General features: G+C 55.5%; 28 protein-coding genes and 3 tRNA genes. 26 read left to right on the top strand and 5 right to left on the bottom strand.

All coding sequences use genetic code 11. The features are described 5' to 3' along the window. Positions 1–114 precede the first annotated feature (114 nt). The 8 genes from IP76_RS14530 (at position 115) to IP76_RS14495 (ending at position 8,961) form a co-directional block, all read left to right on the top strand. The gene (locus tag IP76_RS14530) at positions 115–633 is read left to right on the top strand and encodes a hypothetical protein (protein WP_156318586.1); all 519 of its coding nucleotides are present in this window, start codon (positions 115–117) and stop codon (positions 631–633) included. Continuing rightward, positions 630–833, top strand: coding sequence for a hypothetical protein (locus IP76_RS14525; RefSeq protein WP_054158953.1), 204 nt, complete (start codon positions 630–632; stop codon positions 831–833). The genes IP76_RS14530 and IP76_RS14525 overlap by 4 nt, the downstream gene beginning before the upstream one ends. 374 nt (positions 834–1,207) lie before the next feature. Beyond that, positions 1,208–3,091 (top strand): DEAD/DEAH box helicase, encoded by a 1,884-nt coding sequence (locus IP76_RS14515; protein ID WP_054158951.1) that lies wholly within the window; start codon positions 1,208–1,210, stop codon positions 3,089–3,091. 213 nt (positions 3,092–3,304) lie between these two features. Continuing rightward, a complete protein-coding gene (locus IP76_RS14510) occupies positions 3,305–3,595 on the top strand; it encodes a hypothetical protein (protein ID WP_054158950.1) in 291 nt (96 codons plus the stop codon). A gap of 138 nt (positions 3,596–3,733) precedes the next feature. Continuing rightward, the gene (locus IP76_RS23130; RefSeq protein ID WP_156318585.1) at positions 3,734–3,892 is read left to right on the top strand and encodes a hypothetical protein; all 159 of its coding nucleotides are present in this window, start codon (positions 3,734–3,736) and stop codon (positions 3,890–3,892) included. A 310-nt stretch (positions 3,893–4,202) separates the two neighbouring features. Continuing rightward, complete coding sequence (locus IP76_RS14505; RefSeq protein WP_054159103.1) at positions 4,203–7,694, top strand: AAA domain-containing protein; 3,492 nt, start codon at positions 4,203–4,205, stop codon at positions 7,692–7,694. A 90-nt stretch (positions 7,695–7,784) separates the two neighbouring features. After that, the gene (locus tag IP76_RS14500) at positions 7,785–8,336 is read left to right on the top strand and encodes an AlpA family transcriptional regulator (RefSeq protein ID WP_054158949.1); all 552 of its coding nucleotides are present in this window, start codon (positions 7,785–7,787) and stop codon (positions 8,334–8,336) included. Between the two features lie 139 nt (positions 8,337–8,475). Further along, the gene (locus IP76_RS14495; protein ID WP_054158948.1) at positions 8,476–8,961 is read left to right on the top strand and encodes a hypothetical protein; all 486 of its coding nucleotides are present in this window, start codon (positions 8,476–8,478) and stop codon (positions 8,959–8,961) included. Positions 8,962–9,244: 283 nt separating this feature from the next. On the opposite strand, the gene IP76_RS14490 is transcribed toward IP76_RS14495, so the two are convergent. After that, positions 9,245–9,676, bottom strand: a complete 432-nt coding sequence (locus tag IP76_RS14490) for a hypothetical protein (RefSeq protein WP_054158947.1) — start codon at positions 9,674–9,676, stop codon at positions 9,245–9,247. A gap of 202 nt (positions 9,677–9,878) precedes the next feature. Between IP76_RS14490 and IP76_RS14485 the strand changes: the two genes are divergently transcribed. From IP76_RS14485 to IP76_RS14430, 12 genes are all read left to right on the top strand, one after another. Further along, positions 9,879–10,175, top strand: coding sequence for a hypothetical protein (locus IP76_RS14485; protein ID WP_054158946.1), 297 nt, complete (start codon positions 9,879–9,881; stop codon positions 10,173–10,175). A 149-nt stretch (positions 10,176–10,324) separates the two neighbouring features. Further along, positions 10,325–10,552, top strand: a complete 228-nt coding sequence (locus IP76_RS14480; RefSeq protein WP_054158945.1) for a hypothetical protein — start codon at positions 10,325–10,327, stop codon at positions 10,550–10,552. A gap of 299 nt (positions 10,553–10,851) precedes the next feature. After that, positions 10,852–12,483, top strand: a complete 1,632-nt coding sequence (locus IP76_RS14475) for a hypothetical protein (protein WP_156318584.1) — start codon at positions 10,852–10,854, stop codon at positions 12,481–12,483. Next, the gene (locus tag IP76_RS14470; RefSeq protein WP_054158943.1) at positions 12,480–13,436 is read left to right on the top strand and encodes a hypothetical protein; all 957 of its coding nucleotides are present in this window, start codon (positions 12,480–12,482) and stop codon (positions 13,434–13,436) included. Before IP76_RS14475 ends, IP76_RS14470 begins: the two co-directional genes overlap by 4 nt. A gap of 189 nt (positions 13,437–13,625) precedes the next feature. Further along, positions 13,626–14,168, top strand: a complete 543-nt coding sequence (locus IP76_RS14465; protein WP_054158942.1) for a hypothetical protein — start codon at positions 13,626–13,628, stop codon at positions 14,166–14,168. Further along, positions 14,165–14,587 (top strand): hypothetical protein, encoded by a 423-nt coding sequence (locus IP76_RS14460; RefSeq protein ID WP_054158941.1) that lies wholly within the window; start codon positions 14,165–14,167, stop codon positions 14,585–14,587. Before IP76_RS14465 ends, IP76_RS14460 begins: the two co-directional genes overlap by 4 nt. Continuing rightward, positions 14,584–14,967, top strand: a complete 384-nt coding sequence (locus IP76_RS14455) for a hypothetical protein (RefSeq protein WP_054158940.1) — start codon at positions 14,584–14,586, stop codon at positions 14,965–14,967. The genes IP76_RS14460 and IP76_RS14455 overlap by 4 nt, the downstream gene beginning before the upstream one ends. Then, a complete protein-coding gene (locus tag IP76_RS14450) occupies positions 14,960–15,787 on the top strand; it encodes a hypothetical protein (protein ID WP_054158939.1) in 828 nt (275 codons plus the stop codon). The genes IP76_RS14455 and IP76_RS14450 overlap by 8 nt, the downstream gene beginning before the upstream one ends. After that, the gene (locus tag IP76_RS14445) at positions 15,777–16,253 is read left to right on the top strand and encodes a hypothetical protein (protein WP_054158938.1); all 477 of its coding nucleotides are present in this window, start codon (positions 15,777–15,779) and stop codon (positions 16,251–16,253) included. The genes IP76_RS14450 and IP76_RS14445 overlap by 11 nt, the downstream gene beginning before the upstream one ends. A gap of 5 nt (positions 16,254–16,258) precedes the next feature. Beyond that, positions 16,259–16,612: a hypothetical protein gene (locus IP76_RS14440; RefSeq protein ID WP_197278352.1), complete on the top strand. Its 354-nt coding sequence runs from the start codon at positions 16,259–16,261 to the stop codon at positions 16,610–16,612. Then, positions 16,609–17,229, top strand: a complete 621-nt coding sequence (locus IP76_RS14435; RefSeq protein WP_054158936.1) for a hypothetical protein — start codon at positions 16,609–16,611, stop codon at positions 17,227–17,229. The genes IP76_RS14440 and IP76_RS14435 overlap by 4 nt, the downstream gene beginning before the upstream one ends. Then, positions 17,226–17,633 carry a hypothetical protein gene (locus tag IP76_RS14430; protein ID WP_054158935.1) on the top strand — a complete coding sequence of 136 codons (408 nt, stop codon included), beginning with the start codon at positions 17,226–17,228 and terminating at the stop codon, positions 17,631–17,633. The genes IP76_RS14435 and IP76_RS14430 overlap by 4 nt, the downstream gene beginning before the upstream one ends. On the opposite strand, the gene IP76_RS14425 is transcribed toward IP76_RS14430, so the two are convergent. Then, complete coding sequence (locus IP76_RS14425) at positions 17,626–17,955, bottom strand: hypothetical protein (protein WP_156318583.1); 330 nt, start codon at positions 17,953–17,955, stop codon at positions 17,626–17,628. The genes IP76_RS14430 and IP76_RS14425 overlap by 8 nt on opposite strands. Before the next feature lie 394 nt (positions 17,956–18,349). Then, entirely contained in the window at positions 18,350–19,810 is a 1,461-nt protein-coding gene (locus IP76_RS14420) for a tyrosine-type recombinase/integrase (RefSeq protein ID WP_054158933.1), read from the bottom strand. Between the two features lie 216 nt (positions 19,811–20,026). Here IP76_RS14420 and IP76_RS23125 point away from each other — a divergent pair. Continuing rightward, positions 20,027–20,097, top strand: a tRNA-OTHER gene (locus tag IP76_RS23125). A gap of 424 nt (positions 20,098–20,521) precedes the next feature. On the opposite strand, the gene IP76_RS14415 is transcribed toward IP76_RS23125, so the two are convergent. Then, complete coding sequence (locus IP76_RS14415) at positions 20,522–20,716, bottom strand: hypothetical protein (protein WP_054158932.1); 195 nt, start codon at positions 20,714–20,716, stop codon at positions 20,522–20,524. Positions 20,717–20,948: 232 nt separating this feature from the next. On the opposite strand from IP76_RS14415, the gene IP76_RS23500 reads away from it, so the two are divergent. Together IP76_RS23500 and IP76_RS23495 are read left to right on the top strand one after the other, a co-directional pair. After that, the gene (locus tag IP76_RS23500; RefSeq protein WP_245281473.1) at positions 20,949–21,227 is read left to right on the top strand and encodes a hypothetical protein; all 279 of its coding nucleotides are present in this window, start codon (positions 20,949–20,951) and stop codon (positions 21,225–21,227) included. 12 nt (positions 21,228–21,239) lie between these two features. Next, the gene (locus tag IP76_RS23495; protein WP_245281472.1) at positions 21,240–21,437 is read left to right on the top strand and encodes a hypothetical protein; all 198 of its coding nucleotides are present in this window, start codon (positions 21,240–21,242) and stop codon (positions 21,435–21,437) included. A gap of 356 nt (positions 21,438–21,793) precedes the next feature. Here the strand turns inward: IP76_RS23495 and rlmB are convergent, their stop codons facing one another. Continuing rightward, positions 21,794–22,675 (bottom strand): 23S rRNA (guanosine(2251)-2'-O)-methyltransferase RlmB, encoded by an 882-nt coding sequence (gene rlmB, locus IP76_RS14405; protein WP_054158931.1) that lies wholly within the window; start codon positions 22,673–22,675, stop codon positions 21,794–21,796. A gap of 218 nt (positions 22,676–22,893) precedes the next feature. Between rlmB and IP76_RS14400 the strand changes: the two genes are divergently transcribed. The 3 genes from IP76_RS14400 (at position 22,894) to IP76_RS14390 (ending at position 23,718) form a co-directional block, all read left to right on the top strand. Further along, positions 22,894–22,978: transfer RNA gene (locus IP76_RS14400), tRNA-Tyr, on the top strand. 21 nt (positions 22,979–22,999) lie between these two features. After that, a tRNA-Gly gene (locus IP76_RS14395) sits at positions 23,000–23,073 on the top strand. 231 nt (positions 23,074–23,304) lie between these two features. Then, positions 23,305–23,718, top strand: coding sequence for a hypothetical protein (locus IP76_RS14390; protein ID WP_054158930.1), 414 nt, complete (start codon positions 23,305–23,307; stop codon positions 23,716–23,718). Positions 23,719–23,900: the final 182 nt, after the last annotated feature.

Here is a 23,900-nt window from a genome sequence, read left to right as displayed (position 1 = left end):
GCGACCAATCCGGCCGCGCTTGCGGTCTGAAAACACCCCAAAAACACAGCAAATCGCAAAGCTTCCGTTTGCCAACGGCGGCGGAGCTTTGCCCAAAATTTAGAAAGGACTCTCATGAGAGACATTTGTTTGAACCCGATGTTCCGGCAAATCGCCACGAAGTTCGAAGAACTTCTCAATGGTGCCGCGCCCGAGACAATCACGGGATCGACCACCGTTCGGGCCGCCACCGGGCTGATCGCAGGTATCGGCCTCAACAATGTTACCTTCGCGGACGAAGACGCCTGGTCACTGCTTGACGAGGTGCAGAAGCGGACGGTCGTTCATTTCCGTCCCGTCTCAAAATACGCAGCATGGCTAGAGCGCGACCTTGCGGACAGGAGGCTGCGCGAAGAAGCCGAAACCGAGCAGCAGCGCTCCTTTCGCCGTCGCATAGAATGGCAGAGCGAGATGACATACGGCCTCGAAATTGGGCTGAAGGCCCCCCTGGCAGAGGCCCTCTCGGTACTGGCAAAGCGTTCCTCCATTGATGCGCTGAAAGCCTTCGCTGGAGACGATGAGGAAGCTTGCCGGATGGCTTGGGCTCTTCAGGAACTGGGCTCTGCTTTGGGGGAGATGGGGCTCAAGCCATGATGCTCAACGAAAGATCGCATGAAGCCAAAGACTTTGAAAAATTCTTCGCGCGCTGGCGGGCGGATCGCTTAGCCAAGCTGGTCGCTGGGCAACCGCCGGAATTCTGGACGGCTGTCGGAAAACGGCTTGAAGACTCTTCTGACGGGACGATCACCACGGACGAATTGATTGGGTTGTTGCATCGGGAGGGCGCGGACTGATGTTCATTCAGCTTTCGGGTAATGACCGATCTATCCGCCACGACAGCGTTTCCCTTGAGATTGGGCTGTGCGTCGGCGCTGTTGCACGCGGCACATCCATTCATGACCTTCAATGCTCGTCTACCATTCAGATGGCCGTAGCTTTCGTAGTCGGTACAAGGGTTTGGCGGCGCAGTTGGAGTGACGAAGAAATCTGGCAGAGGCCCGATAGATGGCAACGTCTCGCGGTCTTTGACCATGGGGTCCATCCAGAGTTCAGAGCCATAGCAGTTGATGACACTTTCGGCGTTTGATCGATTGACATCAACGATTTTGCCCCTGAACATTTTTGTATCGCAGTCGCCCCACGGAATTCGGGGGCCGGAGTTATCAGCATGAAATTGGAGAAGGACGGAACGCGCGGCTGGAAAGCCGTCACGGAGTACAGCGACATTGTCAGTCGCGAACGGGTAAAGAAGGCAGGTTTTCGGTGGGACAAAGTTCGGAAGATATGGACTTCGCAAAGCGCTACGGTCGTCCAGACTTTGATCTCCAGCCTCGATTCAGAAAATGTGCAAATTGAAAACTGGCTCGTGGAGTCTGTCGAGCTGGCAGCAGCGCAAGAGCGAGCGAGACGGGATGCCGCCATCGCAGGTTCTCGTGCGACCGATGCAAGCGTAAACATCCCGGCACCTGCCGGTCTGGAATACCTGCCATATCAAAGGGCCGGTGTCGTCTTCCTGCGCGACTGTCTCGCGAACGGTGGTGGCGCGCTGCTTGCCGATGAAATGGGCCTTGGCAAGACCATCCAGGTCATCGGATACATGAACATGCTGCTGGCTGAAACCGGTCGGGAGCGAATGCGGGTCTTGATCATTGCACCAAAGATCGCGCTTTTGAACTGGCGGGCAGAGCTTGAGAAGTGGCTGATAAGGCCGCACTCTATCGCGATCTGGTCGACAAGTTCGCAACCTGACGCCGATATCGTCATCACCAACTACGATATCGTGGCGAAGCTTAAATCGCAGCTTGCCGATCCAGCAAAGCGCTGGGACCTACTAGCTTGCGATGAGAGCCATGCGCTCAAGGATCAAAAGGCACAGCGAACTAGGGCAGTGCTTGGCTCGAAATCGGAGATGCCGATCCCCGCACACCGTCGGATTTTCGTGACTGGCACACCAATACTAAATCGACCGATTGAGCTTTTTTCGATCCTGAAAAGCTGCGGCGTCGATTTCGCGATTAACTATTTCGATTACGCCCGACGATATTGCGGTGGTCATTCCACCCGGTTCGGCTTTGACGCTACCGGGGCTTCAAATCTAGATGAATTGCAGGAGTACCTGCGGTCAAGCGTGATGGTGCGGCGGCTGAAATCAGATGTTCTGACCGAGCTTCCCGCAAAGCGCCGCCAAGTTGTCACCGTCGATCCGTCCGGGTTTGTCGAGCTTCGCAAAGCCGTCCGTGAGGAGGAGAGGGCGCTTAAAGAGCATGAGAGGACAGAGGTTGCCGCCCGCGCCGCGATAGCTCGTGCTGAAAAGCTGAATGACAAGGCCGCGTATGACGCTGCCGTGAAGTCACTAAACGCTGTTCAGTTTTCGAACCTCGCGGCAGTGGCCGACTTCCGTCAACGGACGGCATTGGCCAAAGCACCGTTCGTTGTTGATGCCGTGACTGAAATCCTTGGGTCTGTTCCGGATGCCGTCCTTGTGTTCGCGCACCATAAGGAGGTCGTGGCCCGTCTTGTCGATGGTATGCGTGCAGCGGGACACGAGCCTGCAATCATAACCGGCGAGACCTCCATGGAAGACCGCCAGCAGGCGCAGGACGATATCCAGCACGGCCGTAAGCGGGTCTTCATCGGCTCGATCCAGGCATGCGGTGTCGCTATCACATTGACGGCTGCAAGCACGGTGGTCTTTGCCGAACTCGATTGGACACCAGGCCGCATGGTGCAGGCAGAAGACCGTGCTCATCGCATTGGGCAACGAAACGCGGTTCTGGTGCAATATCATGTCGTTGACGGTTCAATTGACGCTCAAATGCTTCAGCAATCATGGTCGAAGGCCTTTGACGCGGCGCAAGCTTTGGACGATGCTCAGGAAGTATCCGTTTCAGCAATTGGTGAGGACACTCGTCGAATTGTCATTGAGGTGCCGCCGCTCGATCCCATCGGGCTGGCTGGTGAGCCGGATGATGATCCACGAGCGACGGCTTACACGGAGACCACGGTGGGTCACGCGCCCAATCGTCCGAATGACCGCCGTCCCCAATCATAAGGCGAAATTCAGATGCAGTCGGCGTTAATTCACAAGCTTCCGAGCCATTAACGTCAAAACCTGATCCTAAAATCCGGAACGACAAGGCTAACACGCGCGATGGTCGGCGAAGCTTTGCCGTTTTGAGACAGGACGGAAACTGGTGAGGGGGGGCGGGTTCCGACCACCTCCATTGTTTGGAAGAGCCATGAAAACTGGAAAGAAGCGAACACTATGATCGATACGGCTGTTCGGCATGAGGAATACCAGTCCATGCGAAACGATCATGTCTGTAGGGATGTCGCGCGCCATCTCGGCGAGGTCATTCGCGGCAAGCCTTTGCGCCAGCTCTCATGTGAGACCTCAGTGAAGCTGGCCGTCGCATTTGTTGTCGGCGTACGATTCTGGAATACGCGCTGGGCGACGGATGCTGAGGCGTGGCAAAGGCTCGACTTTACACATCGCGTGGCTGTTCTCGATTACGGTCTTCACCACACGTTCGGCGATCTGCCAATTGATGGTTGATAGCGTAGGACCGCCTTGAGTGCCTGCCGTGCCGATAATCGGCTTTGGGAGGCGTTGGAGTTTGCTCATCGGGAATGTTTCGCCCGCATCGGCACGCTGGGGCGAAAGCGTACCAGCCACCACTTGGATCGCAGTGAAATGACGTTGCTTGAAGCCTCGCGCGAGCTGAAGGTGCCACCGAATGGTCTGAGCAAGCTCATGCGCAAACTTAGTCTGCTGCCAGACGTCAAATGGAATGGCGACGCGCTTTCCATCGACGCGGCGACGTTCCAGGCGTTGAAGGCCGCCGTCTATTGAGTGCTGAGTCACTCGCGTGGCCGACCCTTGTGTCTGGGGTTCGAGGTTTCTTTGAGTAAGCATTGAATAGGGCTCCGCCGATAAGGCTCGCGGGATTTCCGTTGTAACGGCCTGCCTTTCCAGCTCGGATTGTTGAAGTTGCATATGTCTCTTCGGTTGTCTGCATCAGAGATGCGGTCATACAAACACGTCGTGCTGTGTTTGCCTATCTTCCTGTAAAAACTGTTGAATTTTTAGCTACGTCGCCAGATAGTGCTTCCCGAATGCAAATCACCGGCTGCAAATCGTGTAGTCGGTCATGGAAGCCGAAATGCCAAAGAGACCCTATCTGAACAAGCTGATCGACGAACTGGAGAACCTGTTCGATCAAAACCCCTCGGATGCCTCTTTGGTCTCGGCCATCCTCAAGGAACTTGAGCATCGGTCGACCCAGCGCGCGAAACAGCTGAAGGAACGGATTGAAGCCGCTCGGGGTAGGCAGGCATTTACACCCACCGTTAAGCGCGCACCACGGTCAGCTGAGACGGCACCCGATCCGCTTCCGGCACCAGCCTCAGTTGCGCCATCACGTCCAGCAATTGCTGTTGAGGCACCAATCCAGCCCATAAAGCAGAACAAGCCGAGGCCGCCAGTAACGAACAGGCCGGAAAATGCCCTTCGTGCTTGGACGGCGCTAGAGGTGCTTTCACCTTCGACCTTCCGCCGCGACACCGATCTGGTTGGCGCTGACAAGAGCCTTCTTGCTAAATTCAGCAAAGACGGCGTTCCGTGGGAACCGGAAGAGAAATCCCGGCCAGGCAAAAGGCTTTTCTACGAAGTGTACATCGGCACCATTGAAATGGCCCCGGCGGTTGAGGCCCTTCTCAATGTCTACGCCGACAAGCGCGCCGAAAAGCCAAGCGTAAGAGGGGAAAGTCCCGTCGCGACGGTAATCGTCGATCACATCGGGCGGCCGCTGGAAGAGGAAACCAGTGCCACCATTTCTAGCTTTGCCTGGGGTGTTCCTGTTGCTTTGCAGGGAGACCTTAAGCGGTTGGCTGATTGGTCGCAGCAACATGGGACCCTGCTGAAAGAATTTCGACAGCAGCTCATTTCAAGGGACGAGGACGATCAGATCGTCCCCCTGACCAGAAGACATATTGAACGCCTGTACGATTTTCTGGTCGGCAAGCTTAATTTGCAGAGGCTGGAGACAAAGAGGCCGTACTTTGCGGTTCGTCGCTTTGAATATTATAGGAGCAAGACACCACCTGAGCCTAGCTTGCTCAATTCGTTCTTCCTTGAGGACCTGGCCACCGCCAGTTCACTCGCCAGTCAGTCCAGGCTCCCCGGCGCGTTGCGGCACTATCTAGGAGACGCACGCCCCAACCATCGGATCGACTTGCTGAACGACACGAACGGTTTGAAGGACCTGCTGCAACCCGCGTTGACACCACAAGGTAGATGGCCTTCCAAAGGCCGTTTCCCTCTGGCTCTTCTTCAGCAGGCCGCAGTTAATGCAACGAACTCGCAGAGACTGTCGACTGGTGTCCTGGCCGTGAACGGACCACCGGGAACCGGGAAGACGACACTCCTGCGGGATGTTGTCACTGCACGCCTCGTCGACCGTGCGATTGTCATGTGCCGTTACAAAAATCCGGCAGATGCCTTCAAGCCGACGAGGGAGACATTCACGAGAGGTGGTGCAAAGATCACCCTTCACCAGCTCGACGAGCAGCTCAAGGGCTTCGAGATGGTGGTAACGTCGTCCAACAACAAGGCGGTCGAGAACGTCAGCGCTGAGCTTCCAGATATCCAAGCGATTGCAGCCGATGCACCGGGGCTGAGATACTTCAAGACGATCTCCGACAACGTTCTGCAACGCGAAACCTGGGGCTTGGTCGCTGCTGTCCTTGGCAACTCATCGAACCGGTATCAGTTCTATCAAAGCTTCTGGAAGGACGAGGAGCGGGGTTTATCGACTTACCTGAACCACGCGTGCGGCATCCCCCAGTATGTGTCGGAGCCGCAGGGCGAGGGCGTACCGCCAAAACAAAGGTTGAGGAAGATTGTCGACCTTGAGAACCCGCCTTCGAACGGCCGTGAAGCCTTGGCGCGCTGGGAAAAGGCGCAGACGGCTTTCATGGTTGCGATCCGCGCTTTCAACGAGCGGCAGTTCTACCTGCAGAAGCTATATGAGAACATGCTCCTTGCTCCCAAGTTGAGTGCGGCGCTTGGTGAAGCAAAGGAGAGCCTGATCGCAGAGACGCAGCAAATGGAGAGCCTTCGCACGCAGGCTGAGGCGGCTCAAGCAGGCTTGGATTCGCCTTCGAAGACGCTGACTTCGTATCAGGGGCAGCGTGAAAGGGCCGTCACCCAACGGCCCGGTTTCCTCGCACGCCTGTTCCGGACATCCACGTACGGAGAATGGCAAGACCAAATCTCGTTCCTGGACAAAGCGATTGCAGAGACCGAGGAAGCTGTTCGGGTTCTGACGGCCAAGGCGAACAATCTGCGACAGCAGGTCGAGGTGTCTCAGCGACGACTGACTGAAACAGAAACGAAGATCGCCCGGGTCGAGGCTGAGCTTCGGCAGGTGAATGAAGCCATAGCGAAAGAACGTCGCAATTTGTCGGCTCCTATCCCGGACGACAGCTTCTTCCAAGGCCGTCACGAGGACATTCAGAAGGGTAGCGTCTGGTTCGACAAGACATCCACGCGGATGAGGGATGACGTGTTCGAGGCAGCCGTCCTGCTGCATAGGGCGTTCATTGACGCTGCAGCCGCCCCGTTGAGACAGAACCTCTCGATCTTCGTCGAGTCATTCGGAACCAGGTCTCTGGGCTCGGCGCAGAAGGATGCGCTGATCCCTGATCTATGGTCATCGTTCTTCCTGGTGGTTCCGGTGGTTTCCACCACGTTCGCTTCCGTCAATCGGATGTTCAGCAGGCTGAAGCCTGAAACTCTCGGCTGGCTGCTGGTCGATGAGGCCGGGCAGGCGCTGCCGCAGGCTGCAGTCGGTGCAATGATGCGAGCGAAGAGAACGGTGGTCGTTGGTGACCCGCTGCAGATCGAGCCGGTTGTGACGCTGCCAAGCAGCCTGACTGAAGAGATATGCGGACAATTCGGATTGGACCCGCTTAGGTTCAACGCCCCTGAGGCATCGACGCAAACCCTTGCGGACGCCGCCAGCACTTACAGCGCCCGCTTCCCTAGCGGCAGTGGTTATCGCGATGTCGGAGCGCCGCTGCTGGTTCACCGTCGATGCAATAGCCCGATGTTCGAGGTGTCGAATGAGATCGCGTACTCCAATCTGATGGTTCAAGCGAAGTCAGCAACACCTGACAATGCCGTGCTCGGACATTCGAAGTGGTTTGATGTCGTCTCGCAATCTGGCCAGACGGACAAGTGGTATCCGGACGAAGGGGCCGTGCTGATTGATAAGCTCAGCCAACTGCGGCGGGGCGGTGTGGACCCTGATATCTACGTCGTCACGCCGTTTGTCGTCGTCCAGGACAATCTGCGCAAAGAGATATTAGCAAGCGGAGTGCTGCGCGATTGGGCGAAGGAACCCAAGGCTTGGGTCGATCAGAGAGTTGGGACGGTGCATACGGTCCAGGGACGTGAGGCGGAGATTGTGTTCTTTGTCCTCGGAGCGCAGGCACCCTCCCAGCGTGGGGCACGTGCATGGGCGGGTGGCAACCCCAACTTGGTCAACGTCGCCGTCACCCGGGCGAAAACGTCGATCTACTTGATCGGCAACAGAGAGGCTTGGAAATCGGCGGGGCACTTCTCGGCTCTGTATAGATATCTGCCGACGTAGAGCGCTAAAGCCGCCGCACCTGAAATCAACTTTTGACAACTTGTCAGAAGTGCGCATATGATCCTCTGACAAGTTGTCAGAGGATCAGTCATGAATGCGATCACCATAGATGCCGTCGCCGAAATTCTCGACCTGAGCAAGAGCCGGATCGAGCAGTGGATTTCCCGTGGCCAGTTCAAGCCTCGGGCATTTCAGGGGCAGGGCAAGAAGCGCGAGTGGGATATCGGCGAAGTCATTCGTCTCGCGGTGTTCGCGAAACTGGCTGAGGATGTCAGCCTCAAACCCACTGAGGCACGGCCGACCCACACAGAAGAAGCTCGCAATGCTGCGGCCGAGGAAGCCGGAAGAATGACCCAGTATGGCGTCCACGGCTTCAAAGACAATGGGGCGTTCTTCGTCTGCTACAAGACGGACCCGGATTTCGGCTGGTGGCACGAGATCGTTCGGAAAAGCGATCTCGCAACATTCCTGACCAGCGGATGTGAAATCCCGAAGGTGCTGATGCCAGGCTATAGCGACGAAGTCATTCGCCAAAACTCAGAGCCGAACAAAGGACCCGCTGCTGTGGCGGTAGTTATTGATCTGGACGCCATTGAGCAGCTGGTGCGGGAAAGGTGGCCAGCTGCCTTGTCATCATCGTAAGTTTTAAGGGGCTAGCGGGCGTGGACTTGGCTGCCGAGAGGGGAGTGCAAAATGCGGAACATTTTAGCGAATGCATTGACGCATACTAAAAACTTCTCTGGTCGATTATCGAGCGTGCAAGGCTAGGTGGAGGCAGAGCATGGCTAATGCAGTCCCTATTGTTGACTACGGCAACAGCTATCCTGGTTCGAAAGCCACTGTCAGGGAGATCATTGACCTAGCTGACTCCTACTATGACGCCGCCAAGGTTCTGTTTGATAATAGCAGCAAGAAGATGGTACCTTTTTCGTCTGCCCCGGCTCGCATGGCAGCCATTCACGCCATCGAGCTGTACATAAATGCCTTTCTCCGACACGAAGGATCGGCCCCCGAAGATGTTCGAAAACGGATGCATGATCTCGCCGAGCCGAACCTGGTCAGAAAGCTGAAGCTGAGGAAGAGAACGGCTGAACATCTGGAGGCGATGACGGCGAGACGCGAGTATTTGATCGCGCGCTACGCACCTGAGCGAGTGACTGATCACACTCAGCTGAATCGATTGTATGCAACCCTCGACGAAGTCATGAAAAAAGTCGGCCAACATGTTGGGCTGCCGACCCGCCCTGCGGCTACCCTGCGGAGCTGATTGCCACTCGGGCCAGGGTCAACTCCAAGCGTAGAACGGGTTACGGACAACGCGGTCGATGCGCAGCGACGCCACGTTGTTGCCCATCTTGGGACCGCTTTTGGGAAAGTCCTTGCCGTTCGCCAACCGCGCATGATCTTCGTCCTGCGACGCCAGCCAGTGCACGGCTTAGCGAGCGCGGACGAATGACTGGATATCGTCACACTGTTTCATTCGCAAAATCAGATTCAATTCGGGATATTTTCGATCCAAAGGTATGGAGTAATGGGGAGAGTGCTACGATTCAGTCATTTCCGTCCTCCTCCAATACGACCTCGTCAGTCGGGTCAAAGTAACCGTCATTGTGGTGCTCCGGATCGGGTTCCTCGTCCATGAAAGAAGCATCTTCTGGCGGTCTGCCAAGCTCCCAGCGACGTCGCTGCGCAGCCGAGGCCCCAGGATGACTGGTCAACATGTGAAGGTAGTAGAGGCGAGCCTCAGCGCGCCTGGAGCCCTCTTGCGTGCAATAGCCCGCAGAACGCAGAGCCTCAGCTACCATGGTCATGAAAGGCCCATAGTGGCCACGGCTCTCGAAGTACCGATCCACGAAGCTCGCAAACGCCGTCGCAAGCACAGTGTCGATATCGTCGGTCTCCGGCAACCCCCTCTGCCTCAATCCAGCCCGCCAGCGAGCGGTCCTGGCCGCCCCTGCCGTGACATACTCAATCGCACCCATGCGCGTCTCCCGTCACACTGTAACAACAACACCGTCACAGTGAGATCGGGCGATGCAAGGTGCCAACGCTAAAATGCATTTTATTGATTTGTTTTACAGCGGATTTTCCATGCCGTTAGCCGAAGAAGGTCAGCAGAATCAACGTCTTTGACAAAGCTGACATGATGGAAGCTAATGGACGCCCCGAAATTGGAGCAGTGGAATGACGCAGATCGAGACTTTCGCCGTTGAGTTTGGAAATCGGCAGCAAGATATCGCCGAGGCAGCTGAACGTATCGGTATTTCCCGGCAGGGCGCTTTCATTTTGGCAACATACCAGGGCATTATACGTGATGGCGACATCGACGAAGAGAACGCAAAAACGGCCCGTGAAATGCTGCTTGAGCTGGCGGATAAAATCTCCGATCAAGGCGTGTCCGCGTCGGAACGTCAGGAAACGGCCGAGCTGGTGAGGTACATTGCGCAATTCACGCTGGAGCGTCCTGTGCCGTCGCAATGACCTTGTCGTTTGGCTACTCCGTCGACAGCTGTTTTGATCTTGATGGGGTATCCACCGGGTCCGAGAAATACCGCTGCAGACCGGTCAAGATCGTCTCAGAGCCAGGCGCATTAGACGCCTGCTTCAGAAGGTGCAGGTGTCCGGAGAGCATGAAGGTGAAGCGCTTTTCGGCGTATGATGAGATGTTGGTTCTTGTCGACAGGGTGGAGCATACCGAAGTGACTGACGATGATCGCAAGGCGATTGCAAATACCCTGCCGCATCTGGCGCAGCTCACTGCTCTGGCTCCACTCCCGTTGAGTGACGGAATTGGCTTCCTGAGAACTCTTGAAGCAGCTCTGCTGCCACGGAAAATTCAGACAGCCCCTACAGCCTAACCGTTTCCGTCACTCTGTATTAGGGAAGTGTCAACATAAGCGACAAGCGGTAACGCTGAACATATTCGGCCTTTGTCAACGTTGTTTAAATCCCAGATTTACCAACTTTTAGAGAGGGCTAATATTATTTAAATCCCAGATTTCTCAACATTTAGTTGACTGAAATTGAATAAATCCGACAACGATATTTGATGGGATTTGATGGCCAAATCCATATTGAAATAGAGGTTGGATTTAAACCTTGATTTACGTTTCGGCCGACGGAAACAATCTCTGTATCGAATACAGAGACGCATACAGTGAAATTCCAACCCAACAATCACGGCAGCCTGGTTAAACTCGCAGACCGCAAGCCGTCTGCATTCTCCGAAGTAGCACCTGAGAGCCCACGTCCTCCCGAGATGCTGACCGGCGTATCTTTCGACGGCCCATCGCTTTCAGTTGTGGACTCTGTCGTTCATGAAATCCTGATCTCCCATGCTTACGAAGTCGACCGTGAAATGCGCGCCGACCGTTATGCGATTGATCTCGCCGCGTTGACGCGATTTGCAGGACCAAACATCCGGAAAGATGACATACTAAGGAGCCTCGAAAAACTGCGTCAGACCACGATTTCGTTTGGCGATTCTGGGCATCCAGACCGTCGCTACAAGGGTGTTCAGATGGTCGTTTCTTGGGAAGAGCTGACCCGGTCTACGGCTCTGATCGGATACATGTTCGCCCCTCCGATCAAAGCTCTGATGCGCACTATGCCGTCGTATGCGTACCTTGAGCTTGCGGCTCTCGGTAACGGAAACATGCACCTCAAGCACAGCCCTGCACTCTATAAACACCTAGCATTACAGAGCACGAAGAAGCGTTGGCAGCCTGGCGAGGACAACGAAATCTATATCCGGTTTTCTCCTCAAGAGCTGGCCGAAATCATCCAATTTCCCGGACACGACGATCCGGAAAAACTGAACGTCGGGAAGCTGACCAAGTTCGTAAGAGGGTCCCTTGATGACCTTTCATCCGTCAGTCGGTTCAAAACCTCAGTGAAAATTGTCCCTGAGAAAGGCCGTGGACGTCGCATTAACTCGATCTGCTACACTCTTCGTCTCAAAGCCCCGGACTTCAGGCACGTTCGTCTCCGTCTGGATTACAAGGCTAAGCAGCAGTTCAGGATGGGCGGAGCGGATGATCCAAAATACATCGTCCGCAGTGATCTTTGGGACCGTGCGTTTAAAGTTTTTAAGCTAGCCGGACACACATCTAATAGCTACTTCAAGTTGTGGCTTGTGGCGCTGCAGGAGGCTCTCAGCGGCAAAGCTTTGACGCCTGGCTATGAGACCAGGGGATATCGCGGAGACGCTCTGCTGGCTGCCATAGAGGACCGTGGCACTGCTTTCGCGGCATGGGGTCTTTTCGAAGAAGAGGCAGATGATGCTGATCTCGTGGCCCATCTCGCTATTCGATCAAATGCTCCACTCGCAATCCAGACTGAAGCTGAAGCAGCCAGGCGAAATCGAATGGGTAAAGGCTGGAAGACGACAACACTTAAAAAGCGCGCTGCAGCTTATGTTGAGAGTGCTAAACCGGGCAGAACGCCAGAAGACGAACTTGCAGATTATCTCGCCTCAAAGGCCGCCAAAGAGGAAGCACAGCGCATTGAAGCTGAAATGGCCGTGGCATGGGAAGAACTGCCACCGGCTCCGGCACAGCAGACACAGAAGCCCGTATCTACTGTCTACGTGCTTTCTGATGAAGTGACGGCCGACGAGTTCACAACTGAAATCGGATTTCTTCTTTCTGAGATGTCCGGCGATGAGCAGCGCATCCTCCGGTTCGAAGGCTCTTTGACCGCCGTCCACAAGGTGTCCGCCACGCCAGCTCAGTGGGCCAGTTTTGAGAGTGATATCCAGCCTTACCTAGCGACCGGAGATGCAGCATGAGAAAGCCAGAGCCACGCATCCAAGAAGCATTGGTCATCAAATTCAAAGGCGTCCGTTCAGGCGAAGTTTATCGCCTGATCATTGACGATTTTTTGTCGAAGGCCTCCAACTGGTCCGGAAACGCGACGTGCGTTCCGGTGTTTCAGTTGTCATTTATCCGACCCGGCGAGTACGAGGACGTCGTCTGGGCTGACACCTTCATCCCGAATAATACTGCCGGTATTGAGGAACTGCTGCTTTCCATGGATGAGATGGAAAGTATCCAGCACCGTCGCAATTTCCAGCCAAATGCAAAGCCTAAGCCAAAGAAGGTGAAGCAGAAAAAGTCAGAGGGGCCATTTTCTGCCAGGGGCTTCGACCTCAGCAAGTACAGGTCAGCTCTTCACCCGTTCTTCGACAACGAGATACTCCATGCCGAAAGCGATCTGATGCGACAGCTGATGAAGGGATACCCCTTCCAGACCATGACGCCGATTCAGAATTCACGTTGGATCGAAATGGAGATCATTGGTCGTATGAGAGATCGTTTTCCGACGATTTATGATCTGGACATAGTGCTCGGCGGCATTGTCAAAGAATGCCTCGCCATCATAGCGAAGCCAGAGATACAGAAGCACGGGAACTCGGACGACTTCATTCTGTGGCACTGTTTCACCTCAACACAGCCGCCGAACGTGGTGCTCTCATACCACGCAAGAATAAAGGGTCTGGATTGGATGATCAGGACCGGTAGGCTGCAAGAGTTCCGTAACCGTAAGTTTGTCGATCCAACGGACGACGAAGCTTCAGAAGACAAACTGTTTTACATAGATGGCACCGGACGGGGGGTGACGAGTGATCGGTGCCATCTTGATGATGAAATTGACGAGGAAGACTTTTTGGCTGCGACGGAGTCTGAATGCGAGGGCGAAGCCATGGCCTGCGGTACCGGCGCGTTAACCAATTTTGGCTAACCATATAACCCATTGAAAAGGTACCGCTTTACAATCGAGCGGTACCTGCTACCTTTCGCTCCATCGCCAACCGCTCAACTGGAGCAGCACACCATGAAGGCCTCCACGATAAACCTATGACGCAGCTGCGTTGTCATCGGCTTGCAGCCGGTGGTCGGGGTTTATCGTGTTTTAAAGGGACCTTCTTCAATGGCGTTCACCCAGCATTTATTTACCAGTGACTCCCATTTTGGCCATCAGCTGATGCTGAAATTTCGGCCGTTCTCGACCGTCGAGGAGATGGACGAACACCTTATCGAAATGTGGAATGCGGTCGTCCGACCGGACGATATCGTCTGGCATGTGGGCGATTTCTCCTGCCACGACGAGGCCCGTACCAAGCAGATTTTCAATCGCCTGCAGGGTCGGAAGAGGCTCATCCTGGGTAATCACGATGTCCACGGCGACGGATCAGTGCGTAAGTCACTGCGCGGATTGGCGTGGGACCAGCCGCCGACCCACTACGCCGAAGTCAAGCAGGCAGGCGAGCGCGTCATCTTGCACCACTACGCCATGCGCACGTGGTCGGCATCGGTGCATGGCTCTTGGCACCTTTATGGCCATTCGCACGGTCGCCTGCCTGCATACGGTCGGTCCCGGGACTGTGGAGTGGACTGCCCTGATACCGGTTATGGGCCGATGACTTTTCAAGCTCTGATGGCGGCGATGAGAGACGCGGAGGTGGTATCGTGAAACAGCATATTGTTGACCAGCTCATCGCAGACTACCCGCTCTACGCTGATCAGCGGCTGCTCGAACTGCCCGACGGCTGGCTCGGTGTCGTCTACGACCTCTTCCACGATCTGTATGATCTGCAGCTCCTATCGCCCATTCATGCCGACGGCGCGGAGCCGGTGAAATTTGTTGAAGTTTACTGGCGTCAGCTCCAGTGGCCGAGCCACGTTCTCTATGTCTATCCGGTCTTGGATGCCCAACATTGGACGCCTGAGATGTCTCACCGACTGGTGCAGGCTGTCAGCCGGTTCAACGAGCATGCACCGCGTAAATGCGAAGTCTGTGGACAACCATCGGCATCCATTCTGAAATATCAGGACGGTCGTCGGCAGCAGGCGCTTTGCCAAAAACACTTGGAAGAAAGGCGTTGGTCATGAGCCCTGACCAGATTGAGTTTCTGAAGGGTGAGTATCCGGATTTCTGGAATGAAAACCTGAAATCTCTGCCAGCTGGTCATTGGAATCTCATAGCGAGGCTCTTTCATCAGTGCGCTCTCATTGCAGCCGACAATGGCAGTACTGAGCCTTGGGTCGCACTACATTTTGAGCGCCTGGAAGACGGGCTTTTCCGTGCATATGCAGCGCCGCTGGTCGATTTCCAAAAGTGGACCGACGGCAGCGCTTTGGCACTGATCATTGCGCTCCAATTTTTCAACGAGCGTCAGCAATCCATCTGCGAAGTCTGTGGCCTACCGGGTGGTCGACACTGCATTTCGCCGGAATTCTGTGCCGGGAAAGTGGAGAAGTGGGATGCATAGCCAAGGTCTGATCGATGCGCAGCGGAAGGCGAAGCAGGCTGCTTCCCAACTGAATCTGAAGGTGGAGATCGAGGTAGAGGGCACGATGAAACAGGAAAAAATTGACCGCGTCCGTGCTGCAGCTCCTGATCTTTTTCACTCGTCCATAGCTTCTCTTCCGGACGGATGGACCGATATCATGACAACCTTTCTGCAGGATGTCTCCGACCTCGGCGAGGGCATGCTGACACCCGCAGAAGTCCGATTTGAGAGAAGCGCTAGCGGCGTCAAAGCCTTCATCTGTCCCAACCCGGATATGCAGTGGACAGAAGCCAAAGCCCTACAGCTGATCAATGCGCAGCGTCAACTGACCATCTCCAGTCAACATACCTGCGAAGACTGCGGAGCCGACGGCCATCTGGTGCCGCTGGGAGACCGTGTGCGCTTTGTCTTTTGCCAAAAGCATGAAGATAGAGCGCGTCAAAAGCTGACGGAACAGGTCCAGGCATTCGACGAGCGCATACGTTTCCGCAGCGAAACCTCGTTCCTTTTTCAGAAGCACTCTAATATCTGGCTCCACGTCTCAGATCACAACACGCCGATCCTACGCGAAGCTCTTTTGAACATCAAAACTATCGTCGAAGAGCGGGACCTGATCGGCAAAATTCACGTCACAAAAATCATCGATTCTGAAGGGCAGCTTTTTCTGTCGGTCAGGTATGACCCGCTTGTTGATGTGGCTACTCGTCTTGATGTCGATGACATCGTCCATCATGCACAGCGGCTCTCCGACGAAGCTTCACTGAAAGCGAACAGGGGAGTCTCCTGTGATGACGCATGATGAGTATGTAGCCTTCGTCCGCGAAAGATATTCCGACCTCTTCGACCCGAATAACACAGACCAGGATTGGCAGTATCTGATCACCGTCAACAAGGGATGGTGGCACCTGTTCTCCGATTTCTGCGAGCAGCTGGACGGTGTCCTCAAGCGCCATGACGAGATCGGCCGTTGGTACATCCGTCAGGTCAAGGAGAAATTCGGGGAGCTGCGTATCTACGTCCGACCGGCTCCATACGAGCGCCTGGATGTCGACGGCTTTTCGGAGTGGGTTGATGACATCTATACGACTGAGCCAACGCCGGTCTCTGAAATGATAGGAATCATCAAAGAACAGGTGATCGGCCGTGCTGCCCATAGCTGTGAAGAGTGCGGTGAGCCTGGAGAGATGCGCGTCGTGAACGGCTGGTACGGCGTCTGCTGTGACAAACATTACGCCGAGTGGATAGCGCGAAAGGCGGCTCGATAATGGTGATGACGAAGGAACAGATGGAGGAACGTCGTCGCCAGTTGGCGGTCTACGACGGCGACCTTGAGCATGCTCGACCAGGGTATAACGTTGGCGAAGGCTGGTATGCGATACTTGATGATTTAGTCCGCGAATTTGCTGAAATCGATGACCTCGGATTTTTGTCCGCTCATGAAAAATGGGGCCACTTGCGTGTCTCATATCTCTACAGCGGAGACCGAAAAGAAGACGTCGAAGTCATCGTCAAACATGCGGCCGACAGGTGTCTGGTGTCATGCTGGTATTGTGGTGAGCCTGGGCAGCTCAAACAAGAGCGATGGTGGCGTGTCCGCTGCGACGAGCATTGGAGCGCAACATGAACGACAATATCCCCTCAGAATTCAGAGCAAGCTTTTTCGCCGACCGTTCCCGTGACTGGATAGAACTTTTTCACAAGGTCCAGAAAGAGCACGAGATCGATATCAGGGCTTGGGCCGATGCCTTTCTCGATTTTCATCCGGTCGAACATCAGCGTACCGCCGAAGCGGTAAAGGCATGGTCTGACCTACTGCCGTGGTCACCTGATTACGAGGGCGAAGAGCAAGCACGTACGGCTGTCAGGATGTCGATTGCGATGCAGCTGGCACATGGCCGTGATAGGCACCTGACGCCCTTGCAGCTCTACCGGCTACAGCGTCCAACAGATACCGACGAGGTTACGTCTATGGACTTGGCAAAGCAAATCGAAATCGAATGCCGTCCATTTCTCGATCCCGATCTGCAGCTCGATGGCACAGATATGGAACTCGCCGAAATACGCCGGAAACTCCTCGCTGTCGATCAGGCAATAGGGCGGCACCACGAAGTCAGATTCAGGCTGCGCCGAAACGGTTATGAAGTCGCCATCGATACACAGCTGGCGTCGACGGTGGATGAAATAAAGCGGGATGCAATTGTCGCTGAGATCGAGATGATAATGCGAGGGGAGCAGCTGTGATACCAGATGGCGTCGCAAACGATGAACCGTTGGATTACACGCGAACGCTTGAGTTTCTGGCTCATCATCTTTTGGCACCTGGGTGCAGTGTTGTTCTGTCACCGCGTCAGTTCGACGTGCTCAAGGTTTATCTCGCCCACATTGATCGTCTCGTGCCGAATGCAAATTTTGCGCTGGAACAATGCATCGATCATCGCCCGTCAGGGTATTCCGTCTCATGGGATAACGATGGCACAGCCTACGAAGACGACTTAATCGACACCATCATGGAGGAGATGACTCAGTCGCTCGGCTTTCATGCGGGGTCGATCCTGCGTGAAGGCTATCTGATCGATATCGGCAAGATCGATCAGCAGATCGCGGACATCGTTCAAAGGGTCAAATCCCATCACGGGCTCAGTTGATCATCGGCTTCCAAGACGTCGGTTGCCGAAGCTCTTGCGGCACCTCTTTGCCGTCCAGCACCAGCCTCACCACCTCAGCCTGGCGCACTTCTTCGACCGGATCGGGCTCCGGCTTGTCGACATCGTACGCCCGTGTCAGCTCGTAAAATGTGCCGACGTAGTCGATACCGAGCGCCATCATTACATCGTCGCGGTCGACATCCGAAGAGGCGTAATAACGTTCAATCCAATCGATGATCACGCCGTCGCCGTGCTGGTCACGGATAGCTTGGATATCGGCTTTGTAGTCGTCCCGGATCATGTCTTCTCTGAATAATGACATAGGACAAAATTCCTTTTGCGGCCGCTGATCTGGCGCTGCACACTAGAAAAGCATTTGTGTGAGCATAGCATGGAGATGCGAGAGCCATGAATTTGGACGCTGGAAGAGACGCAAAAGCTGATCGATCTCGCGAAGTCGGGCAAAACGGCGAAAACATCTGTGCTGCCATGGAATGTAAACACTGCAGCATCGCATCCAGATGTGGTCGGATTGGGCTGGTCTATAACGGGCGAGGGGGGCGACGTGGCCACGGGCGTCGCATTTGTGATCAGTATAATGAGAGTCGATATTGGAGGTTTGCCTAAGCTATGAGGGTTCTGGAAACCTTGCATAGCTCCAGCGATTTCAATGTGTTCAGCAGTCCGGATGAACTAGAACCGGTACTACTGAAATCTCATTCGGCAGCGATCAGCTGCTCAGCCCCATGGCTCTCCGTGTATATCTTATATCCTTCCATCACGTATCGCTCCCACTCCACCAGGATCGCGTGTTTGACATCAAGGTATGCATTCAGGTCATAAACCGACGAGGCGACGTCGGCCCTGCCTTCGTTGGCGTGCGTGATTATCTTAATGTGGTCTTCTGTCAGTGGTTTGCCGCCGACTTCGAACTCATGCATCCGAGGCTTAAAGTGAGTGACAAGTGCTTTACGCAGGTCCTGGGTTGACGGAGAGATGTCCAGGCCGTGGAAAACCCCTCCTGGTAGACGCATTCTCTCCATAACCTTTGCCACCTGCCTACCGGACGTAGGTCCATCCTTCGCATCCTTAGCCGTGCGACGCCTGACCTTCGGGAAAAGGAATTTTGAGTCATAGTCCTTGAAATCTTCCAGAGACATCCGGACTAGGTCGGTTGCGACCTCTCCAAGCGGGAGGCTGCGCCACGTGTTTCCTTTGCCTCTAGTTTGCCAAACCAGACCATATTTTTCGTGAGGCTTGAACCGACCGCGCCTCGCGATCACAGCGGCTCTACGACGCTGCCCGGTCAGCGCTTGGAGGAGGATGGCATTTCGATGGATCGCATTCGGCTCGGAATCGAGAGCCCAGACAAAAGCACCTAGCTCAAGCTGGGTCATCGCTCTCAGGCCGTCGTCTTCCATCTCGTCATCGTCCTCGAAATCCTCTTCATCATTAGCGTCGTCATTTTCCTGGACGGACGACAGCTGGCTGGCGACATTCGTGTCCAAAGGAAAATCATCTTGCTTGTCGAAAAAATACTTCCAGGCTGACTTAATCGCAGCGACGGTGAGATCAGCCTGTCGCAGCCCTGTACCCTTCAATTCACCCGCTTCGCCTCTTTTGATGATGCTGTTTTTTATGCGGGATAAATCGCCTCCCGTGATCGAAACGATTGGTTTGTCCATGATGCCCCGGAAGTCCACCTCATACACCGATCCCGGGCACGCACCGAGGGCTGACTTATATCCGTCAACGGTACTCTTTGCTTTGTTCTTGTAGGCCCATTTGATAAATGCATCGCGGGCTTCCGGCCACTTCATGCCTATGCCATTGGCGACATCCTGCTCTGCCTTCGAGCGTTCGAGGTCCTTGTGTAATTTGAAATACTCGATGATGGCATCGATGCTGCGACCGGCCTTGTGCTCGGCGATGCATAGCGCAACCATCGTTCGCAGTTTTGGGATATCGTCCTTATCGTACAGCGAAACATCGCCCAGGCCTCTGTTCAAGGAATTGGTGCTGATCTTCCAGACTGCACCAGTCTTACCTGCGGAAATCACGAGGCCCGATTGGCCAGTGTCGCGGTAAATGCGGGGAGCGGGTTTTTTCCCGTCCTTTCGGGCATAGATAGCGGACACGCTCTTGAGCGTGTTGCCGTCGAAAAATGAACTAGACATCTGGAAACTCTGAACTTTTTGACTTCGATATAAATATGGTTGCCGAAAAATCAGGGGGTGTAAAGGTCAACGAATTTGGCGATGACGGCTGAACAAGACCAATCACAGATCAATCACCGCCAAATTTGTTGACGAGATGAGAAAAAATCTGCTCTACCTTTAAATGTGCTAACGTATTGAAATCACTAATCTGTTGACGAGATCAGAAAAACACTAGTCATTCGGCATGACAAAGCCTGTTATTTGTAATCAGGGGGTCGCGGGTTCGAACCCTGCCGGGGGCACCACTCTCCTTATTTTCGTGAAGTGTATCAATGCGTTGGTGCTTGTCATGCGGCGCCGCGACGTGCCGTATTTTCGCCGTGCGCATGATGGACCTGACGAGTTCTCTTCGCCGCCCTGTCGTTTTTGATGGAGATCACTCTGGTATGGGCGGAGGGATGGCATGGGGGTTCTGTTGCCCTGTCGGGACATGCGCGAACTGCGTCAGGCGGTTCGCGAAGCCGCTGTCACCTGTCCGACGCTCTCGTACTTCCCCTGTCGCGGCAGCCACCCGGTTCCGGCGTCTGATACTCCGGCCGGCGGCATGAATTGCGGGGAGACGGAGACGATTTTTTTTCGAGATCGGCCACATGGTGCCGATCCGCTATTCGGCGAGAGGATGACGACAACGGCATCCGGTTAAGCCCTCTTACTCAGGCCTTGATGTTTTCAGACGTAGCCGACGGCACCGATCTGAACCATGCGTTCGACACCGTAATCGCGCGCGTGATCCTTCGACCGCCGGTCTCTGCGGCGCTGGCTCGTAAGCTCGACCATCGGCATGCTGAGGGCGGCATCGGCAAACGTGCCGGTATCGGGCGTTTCAGGCGTCGGTTCGCGAAGCGTGCTGATAAGTGAAAACATGTCGGTCCTCCAGATCTCAAGGAAATGGCCAGATGGCGGTGATGTTCCGAGGCTAGGCAGAACATCTTGACCATCCGTTAACCATAGCGGGAAAAATGGCACGGGATGGGCCGAGGGGGACGTTTGTTTGGCCACGCCGGATCTCTGGTCTTGGTGCAGTGCGAAAAATGACAATTTACAAGTGTTCCGGATGAGCGCTTACTCGTGTCTTGGCACTTTGAGACGGAGTTTCATGATGATCTTCGCAATCACGCCTTTTACCCTCTTCCATGTCATACTCAGTCTCGTCGGCATCGTCGCCGGCGTCGTGGCCCTGCATGGATGGCTGCGCTCTGAGCTTCGGTCTGGTTGGAGCGCGCTTTTTCTCGGATCAACGGTGGCAACGGTCGTCACCGGATTTCTCTTCCCGTTCACCGTGGTCACACCCGCGATCGGCGTCGGGATCTTGACGAGTCTGCTGCTCGCCGCGGCCCTCTTCGCGCTTTATGCTCGCCGGCTCGCAGGCCATTGACGAGAGGTCTTCATGATCTGTTCGACGGCCTCGCTCTACCTCAACGTTTTTGTCCTTATGGCCCAGGCTGTCCTCAAGGTGCCTGCGCTCAATGCCCTCGCGCCCACCGGCTCCGAGCCACCCTTTCTGGTGGTGCAGGTCATCGTTCTCGCGGCTTTTCTGTGGTTGGGATACAGGGCTGTCCGAGGTTTCCGGCCAATGACGGCCTGACAAGCCTTGTCCACGCGGAGATCGCAGTGGCGCGTCGGCCCGGCGTGTGAAAATCCCTGAGGCAGATGGTAAGCTGCTTAGGTAGTTAGCTAACGAAAGTAGCTAAAAGCGCTGGGTGTGTTGGCGGTTTGCCCCCGGGACCAGGCAGCCCGGATTGGCCAAGCGTATTCTTGCGAGATCATTAAGCGGGGCAAATCCGCCCGCCCGCGCAGCTGGCCTATGAAGCTGCCTCAGTCGTCATTCCGGTGCGGTTTGTGGAAAGGGGCAGTCGGTGCTGCCAGGCCAGGCTTTGGCGCTTCGACGGGACAGCTGTCGTGGGCGAGCAGCGGTTCCGTCGAAGTCGGTGATGCGGCCGATCAGGCCTTGCGGGCGAGATGTTGGCGGGTGGCGTAGAGAGCGATCGCTGCGGCATTCGAAACGTTGAGCGACTTGATCGCGCCCGGCATGTCGAGGCGTGCAAGTGCCGAGACCGTTTCACGCGTCTTCTGCCTCAGGCCCTTGCCCTCGGAGCCGAGAACCAGCGCCACGCGACTGCCCTGCAGCATGTCTTCCATGGGGGCCGGTCCTTCCGAATCGAGGCCGATGGTGAAGAAGCCAAGATCGTGCAGCTCGCCGAGAGCGCCAGCAAGGTTTGTGACCTGAATGTAGGGAATCATTTCCAGCGCGCCGGAGGCTGATTTGGCCAATACACCTGATTCGGTCGGGCTGTGGCGTTGCGTCGTGATGACGGCGCCGGCGCCGAATGCGACCGCCGAACGCATGATCGCACCGACATTGTGCGGATCGGTCACTTGATCAAGGACGAGAAGCAGGGGGCTGTCCTTCAAGGCTTCCAGTCGACGCACGGGCAGGGGGCGCGTCTCCAGCATGACACCCTGATGGATTGCGTCGGGACCAAGCGCTTTGTCGAGATCCTGCGGCGTCACGGTCTCGAAGGGAATGCCGAGGTTTTCCACAGATGCGATTTCCAGCCGGACCAGCGCATTCTGGGTTGCGGAAAGCTTGATCAGCTTGCGCTCCGGATTGTCGAGCGCGGCACGCACCGTGTGCAGGCCGTACAGGAAGACCTGGTCGGGGGCGATAGGCGGTGGCGTCCAGTCGGCATTGCTCTTGCGCCGCGTCTGCGGGGCGGGTGTCGGGATTTCGCCGCGTTCGCGCTTTGCGTCGCGCACCTGTCGGCGCAGCGTCGCATAGTGAGTGTCACGGGCGGTTTTGTCTGTTTTGGGATCTTTTGCCATAGGCCCTTATAACGGGCGGGCTCGAATGGGCATAGAGGGTGCTGTGAATTGTCGGCGGGAAAGGCCGGCGCACAAGGGCTGATGTTTTTTTTGGAAATTTTCCGCAAACTTCGTGTTGACACGAGCCGGTTCGGCCGTCATATACCCGCCGCAGACCGAGGGGCGACGCCCACTGGTCGAGACTAAAAAGCTTGGTCGAACGATCCGGACGAAAGAATGGAGAGATGCCCGAGTGGTTAAAGGGGACGGACTGTAAATCCGTTGGCTCAGCCTACGTTGGTTCAAATCCAACTCTCTCCACCATTCGTCCTCGGATCGTGAAATGCGGGTATAGCTCAATGGTAGAGCAGCAGCCTTCCAAGCTGAATACACGGGTTCGATTCCCGTTACCCGCTCCAAATGTGACTTCCCACTCTCTTTGACATTTTGCGTTCTGCCGCGCTGATTGCTGTTTGCGATGGACCTTGCTGTCTGCAAGCTATGTCGGCTCTTGTGATCGCTGTCATAGAGTGATCCTGATCCCGCGCTCCGCTGCACACTTTCACCACTTTTCCCGCAATGACTGATCCGGCCATCGCCTCATGGAGACGGCTGTGATTTTCATCTCGAGTTCCGGGAGACCATGCGTCATGAATACGTCACCTAATCTCGCGTCATTCTGCGCCTATGCTCTCACCTTGTCAGCCGCTCTGGCGCCCCTGTCGGCATTGGCCGCGCCGCGGGATGCCGTGACCCGCGATGTACAGGGATATGCGATTGCCGTCTGTCTTGACCGGCAGGAGAATGAGGTTCTCAAGGAACAAGGCAATGGATGGGCCGCAATCATTGTCGAGCGGGGCAAAGGTGATATCGAGGACTGGGCGCCGCTCCGCAATGCGGTTGAAGCAGCCCTGGCGGAAGCGACGGTGCCCGTGGTCCGGGGCGACAGTGGGGAACATCCGATGCCGCTGTTCCAATGCGCCGAGCTTATCGATGATCCCATCGTGGCGGCTGAGATCGATGCGACCATAGCAAAGATGAAGCCTGCCTACGGCTCGCCATGACAAGCCCTTGGTAGCGCTGGAGAGCGCCAGAGATTTAACTCTTGCGCAATGCAGGCGAAAGCCTTAAACGGCGGGACCAAACCGGGTCGCCCGGGGAAACCTCTTTTCGTTCATAGGAAAGCATTCAAATGGCAAAGAGTAAGTTTGAGCGCAATAAGCCGCACGTCAACATCGGTACGATC

Source organism: Rhizobium sp. AAP43 (assembly GCF_001296045.1).
In the GTDB taxonomy this organism is placed as follows: domain Bacteria; phylum Pseudomonadota; class Alphaproteobacteria; order Rhizobiales; family Rhizobiaceae; genus Allorhizobium.
The sequence above is the reverse complement of the archived record's forward strand: the minus strand, read 5'-3'. Positions and strand labels throughout refer to the sequence as shown.

Coding starts and splice junctions, on each gene's coding strand:
- IP76_RS23495 (WP_245281472.1), top strand. CDS start 21,240: ATGATCTGTTCGACGGCCTCGCTCTACCTCAACGTTTTTGTCCTTATG.
- IP76_RS14465 (WP_054158942.1), top strand. CDS start 13,626: ATGGCGTTCACCCAGCATTTATTTACCAGTGACTCCCATTTTGGCCAT.
- IP76_RS14470 (WP_054158943.1), top strand. CDS start 12,480: ATGAGAAAGCCAGAGCCACGCATCCAAGAAGCATTGGTCATCAAATTC.
- IP76_RS14440 (WP_197278352.1), top strand. CDS start 16,259: ATGACGAAGGAACAGATGGAGGAACGTCGTCGCCAGTTGGCGGTCTAC.
- IP76_RS14505 (WP_054159103.1), top strand. CDS start 4,203: ATGCCAAAGAGACCCTATCTGAACAAGCTGATCGACGAACTGGAGAAC.
- IP76_RS14445 (WP_054158938.1), top strand. CDS start 15,777: ATGACGCATGATGAGTATGTAGCCTTCGTCCGCGAAAGATATTCCGAC.
- IP76_RS14390 (WP_054158930.1), top strand. CDS start 23,305: ATGAATACGTCACCTAATCTCGCGTCATTCTGCGCCTATGCTCTCACC.
- IP76_RS14455 (WP_054158940.1), top strand. CDS start 14,584: ATGAGCCCTGACCAGATTGAGTTTCTGAAGGGTGAGTATCCGGATTTC.
- IP76_RS14415 (WP_054158932.1), bottom strand. CDS start 20,716: ATGTTTTCACTTATCAGCACGCTTCGCGAACCGACGCCTGAAACGCCC.
- IP76_RS14500 (WP_054158949.1), top strand. CDS start 7,785: ATGAATGCGATCACCATAGATGCCGTCGCCGAAATTCTCGACCTGAGC.
- IP76_RS14490 (WP_054158947.1), bottom strand. CDS start 9,676: ATGGGTGCGATTGAGTATGTCACGGCAGGGGCGGCCAGGACCGCTCGC.
- IP76_RS14450 (WP_054158939.1), top strand. CDS start 14,960: ATGCATAGCCAAGGTCTGATCGATGCGCAGCGGAAGGCGAAGCAGGCT.
- IP76_RS14485 (WP_054158946.1), top strand. CDS start 9,879: ATGACGCAGATCGAGACTTTCGCCGTTGAGTTTGGAAATCGGCAGCAA.
- IP76_RS14525 (WP_054158953.1), top strand. CDS start 630: ATGATGCTCAACGAAAGATCGCATGAAGCCAAAGACTTTGAAAAATTC.
- IP76_RS14425 (WP_156318583.1), bottom strand. CDS start 17,955: ATGTCATTATTCAGAGAAGACATGATCCGGGACGACTACAAAGCCGAT.
- IP76_RS14435 (WP_054158936.1), top strand. CDS start 16,609: ATGAACGACAATATCCCCTCAGAATTCAGAGCAAGCTTTTTCGCCGAC.
- IP76_RS14420 (WP_054158933.1), bottom strand. CDS start 19,810: ATGTCTAGTTCATTTTTCGACGGCAACACGCTCAAGAGCGTGTCCGCT.
- IP76_RS14515 (WP_054158951.1), top strand. CDS start 1,208: ATGAAATTGGAGAAGGACGGAACGCGCGGCTGGAAAGCCGTCACGGAG.
- IP76_RS14510 (WP_054158950.1), top strand. CDS start 3,305: ATGATCGATACGGCTGTTCGGCATGAGGAATACCAGTCCATGCGAAAC.
- rlmB (WP_054158931.1), bottom strand. CDS start 22,675: ATGGCAAAAGATCCCAAAACAGACAAAACCGCCCGTGACACTCACTAT.
- IP76_RS23130 (WP_156318585.1), top strand. CDS start 3,734: ATGACGTTGCTTGAAGCCTCGCGCGAGCTGAAGGTGCCACCGAATGGT.
- IP76_RS14530 (WP_156318586.1), top strand. CDS start 115: ATGAGAGACATTTGTTTGAACCCGATGTTCCGGCAAATCGCCACGAAG.
- IP76_RS23500 (WP_245281473.1), top strand. CDS start 20,949: ATGATGATCTTCGCAATCACGCCTTTTACCCTCTTCCATGTCATACTC.
- IP76_RS14480 (WP_054158945.1), top strand. CDS start 10,325: ATGAAGGTGAAGCGCTTTTCGGCGTATGATGAGATGTTGGTTCTTGTC.
- IP76_RS14495 (WP_054158948.1), top strand. CDS start 8,476: ATGGCTAATGCAGTCCCTATTGTTGACTACGGCAACAGCTATCCTGGT.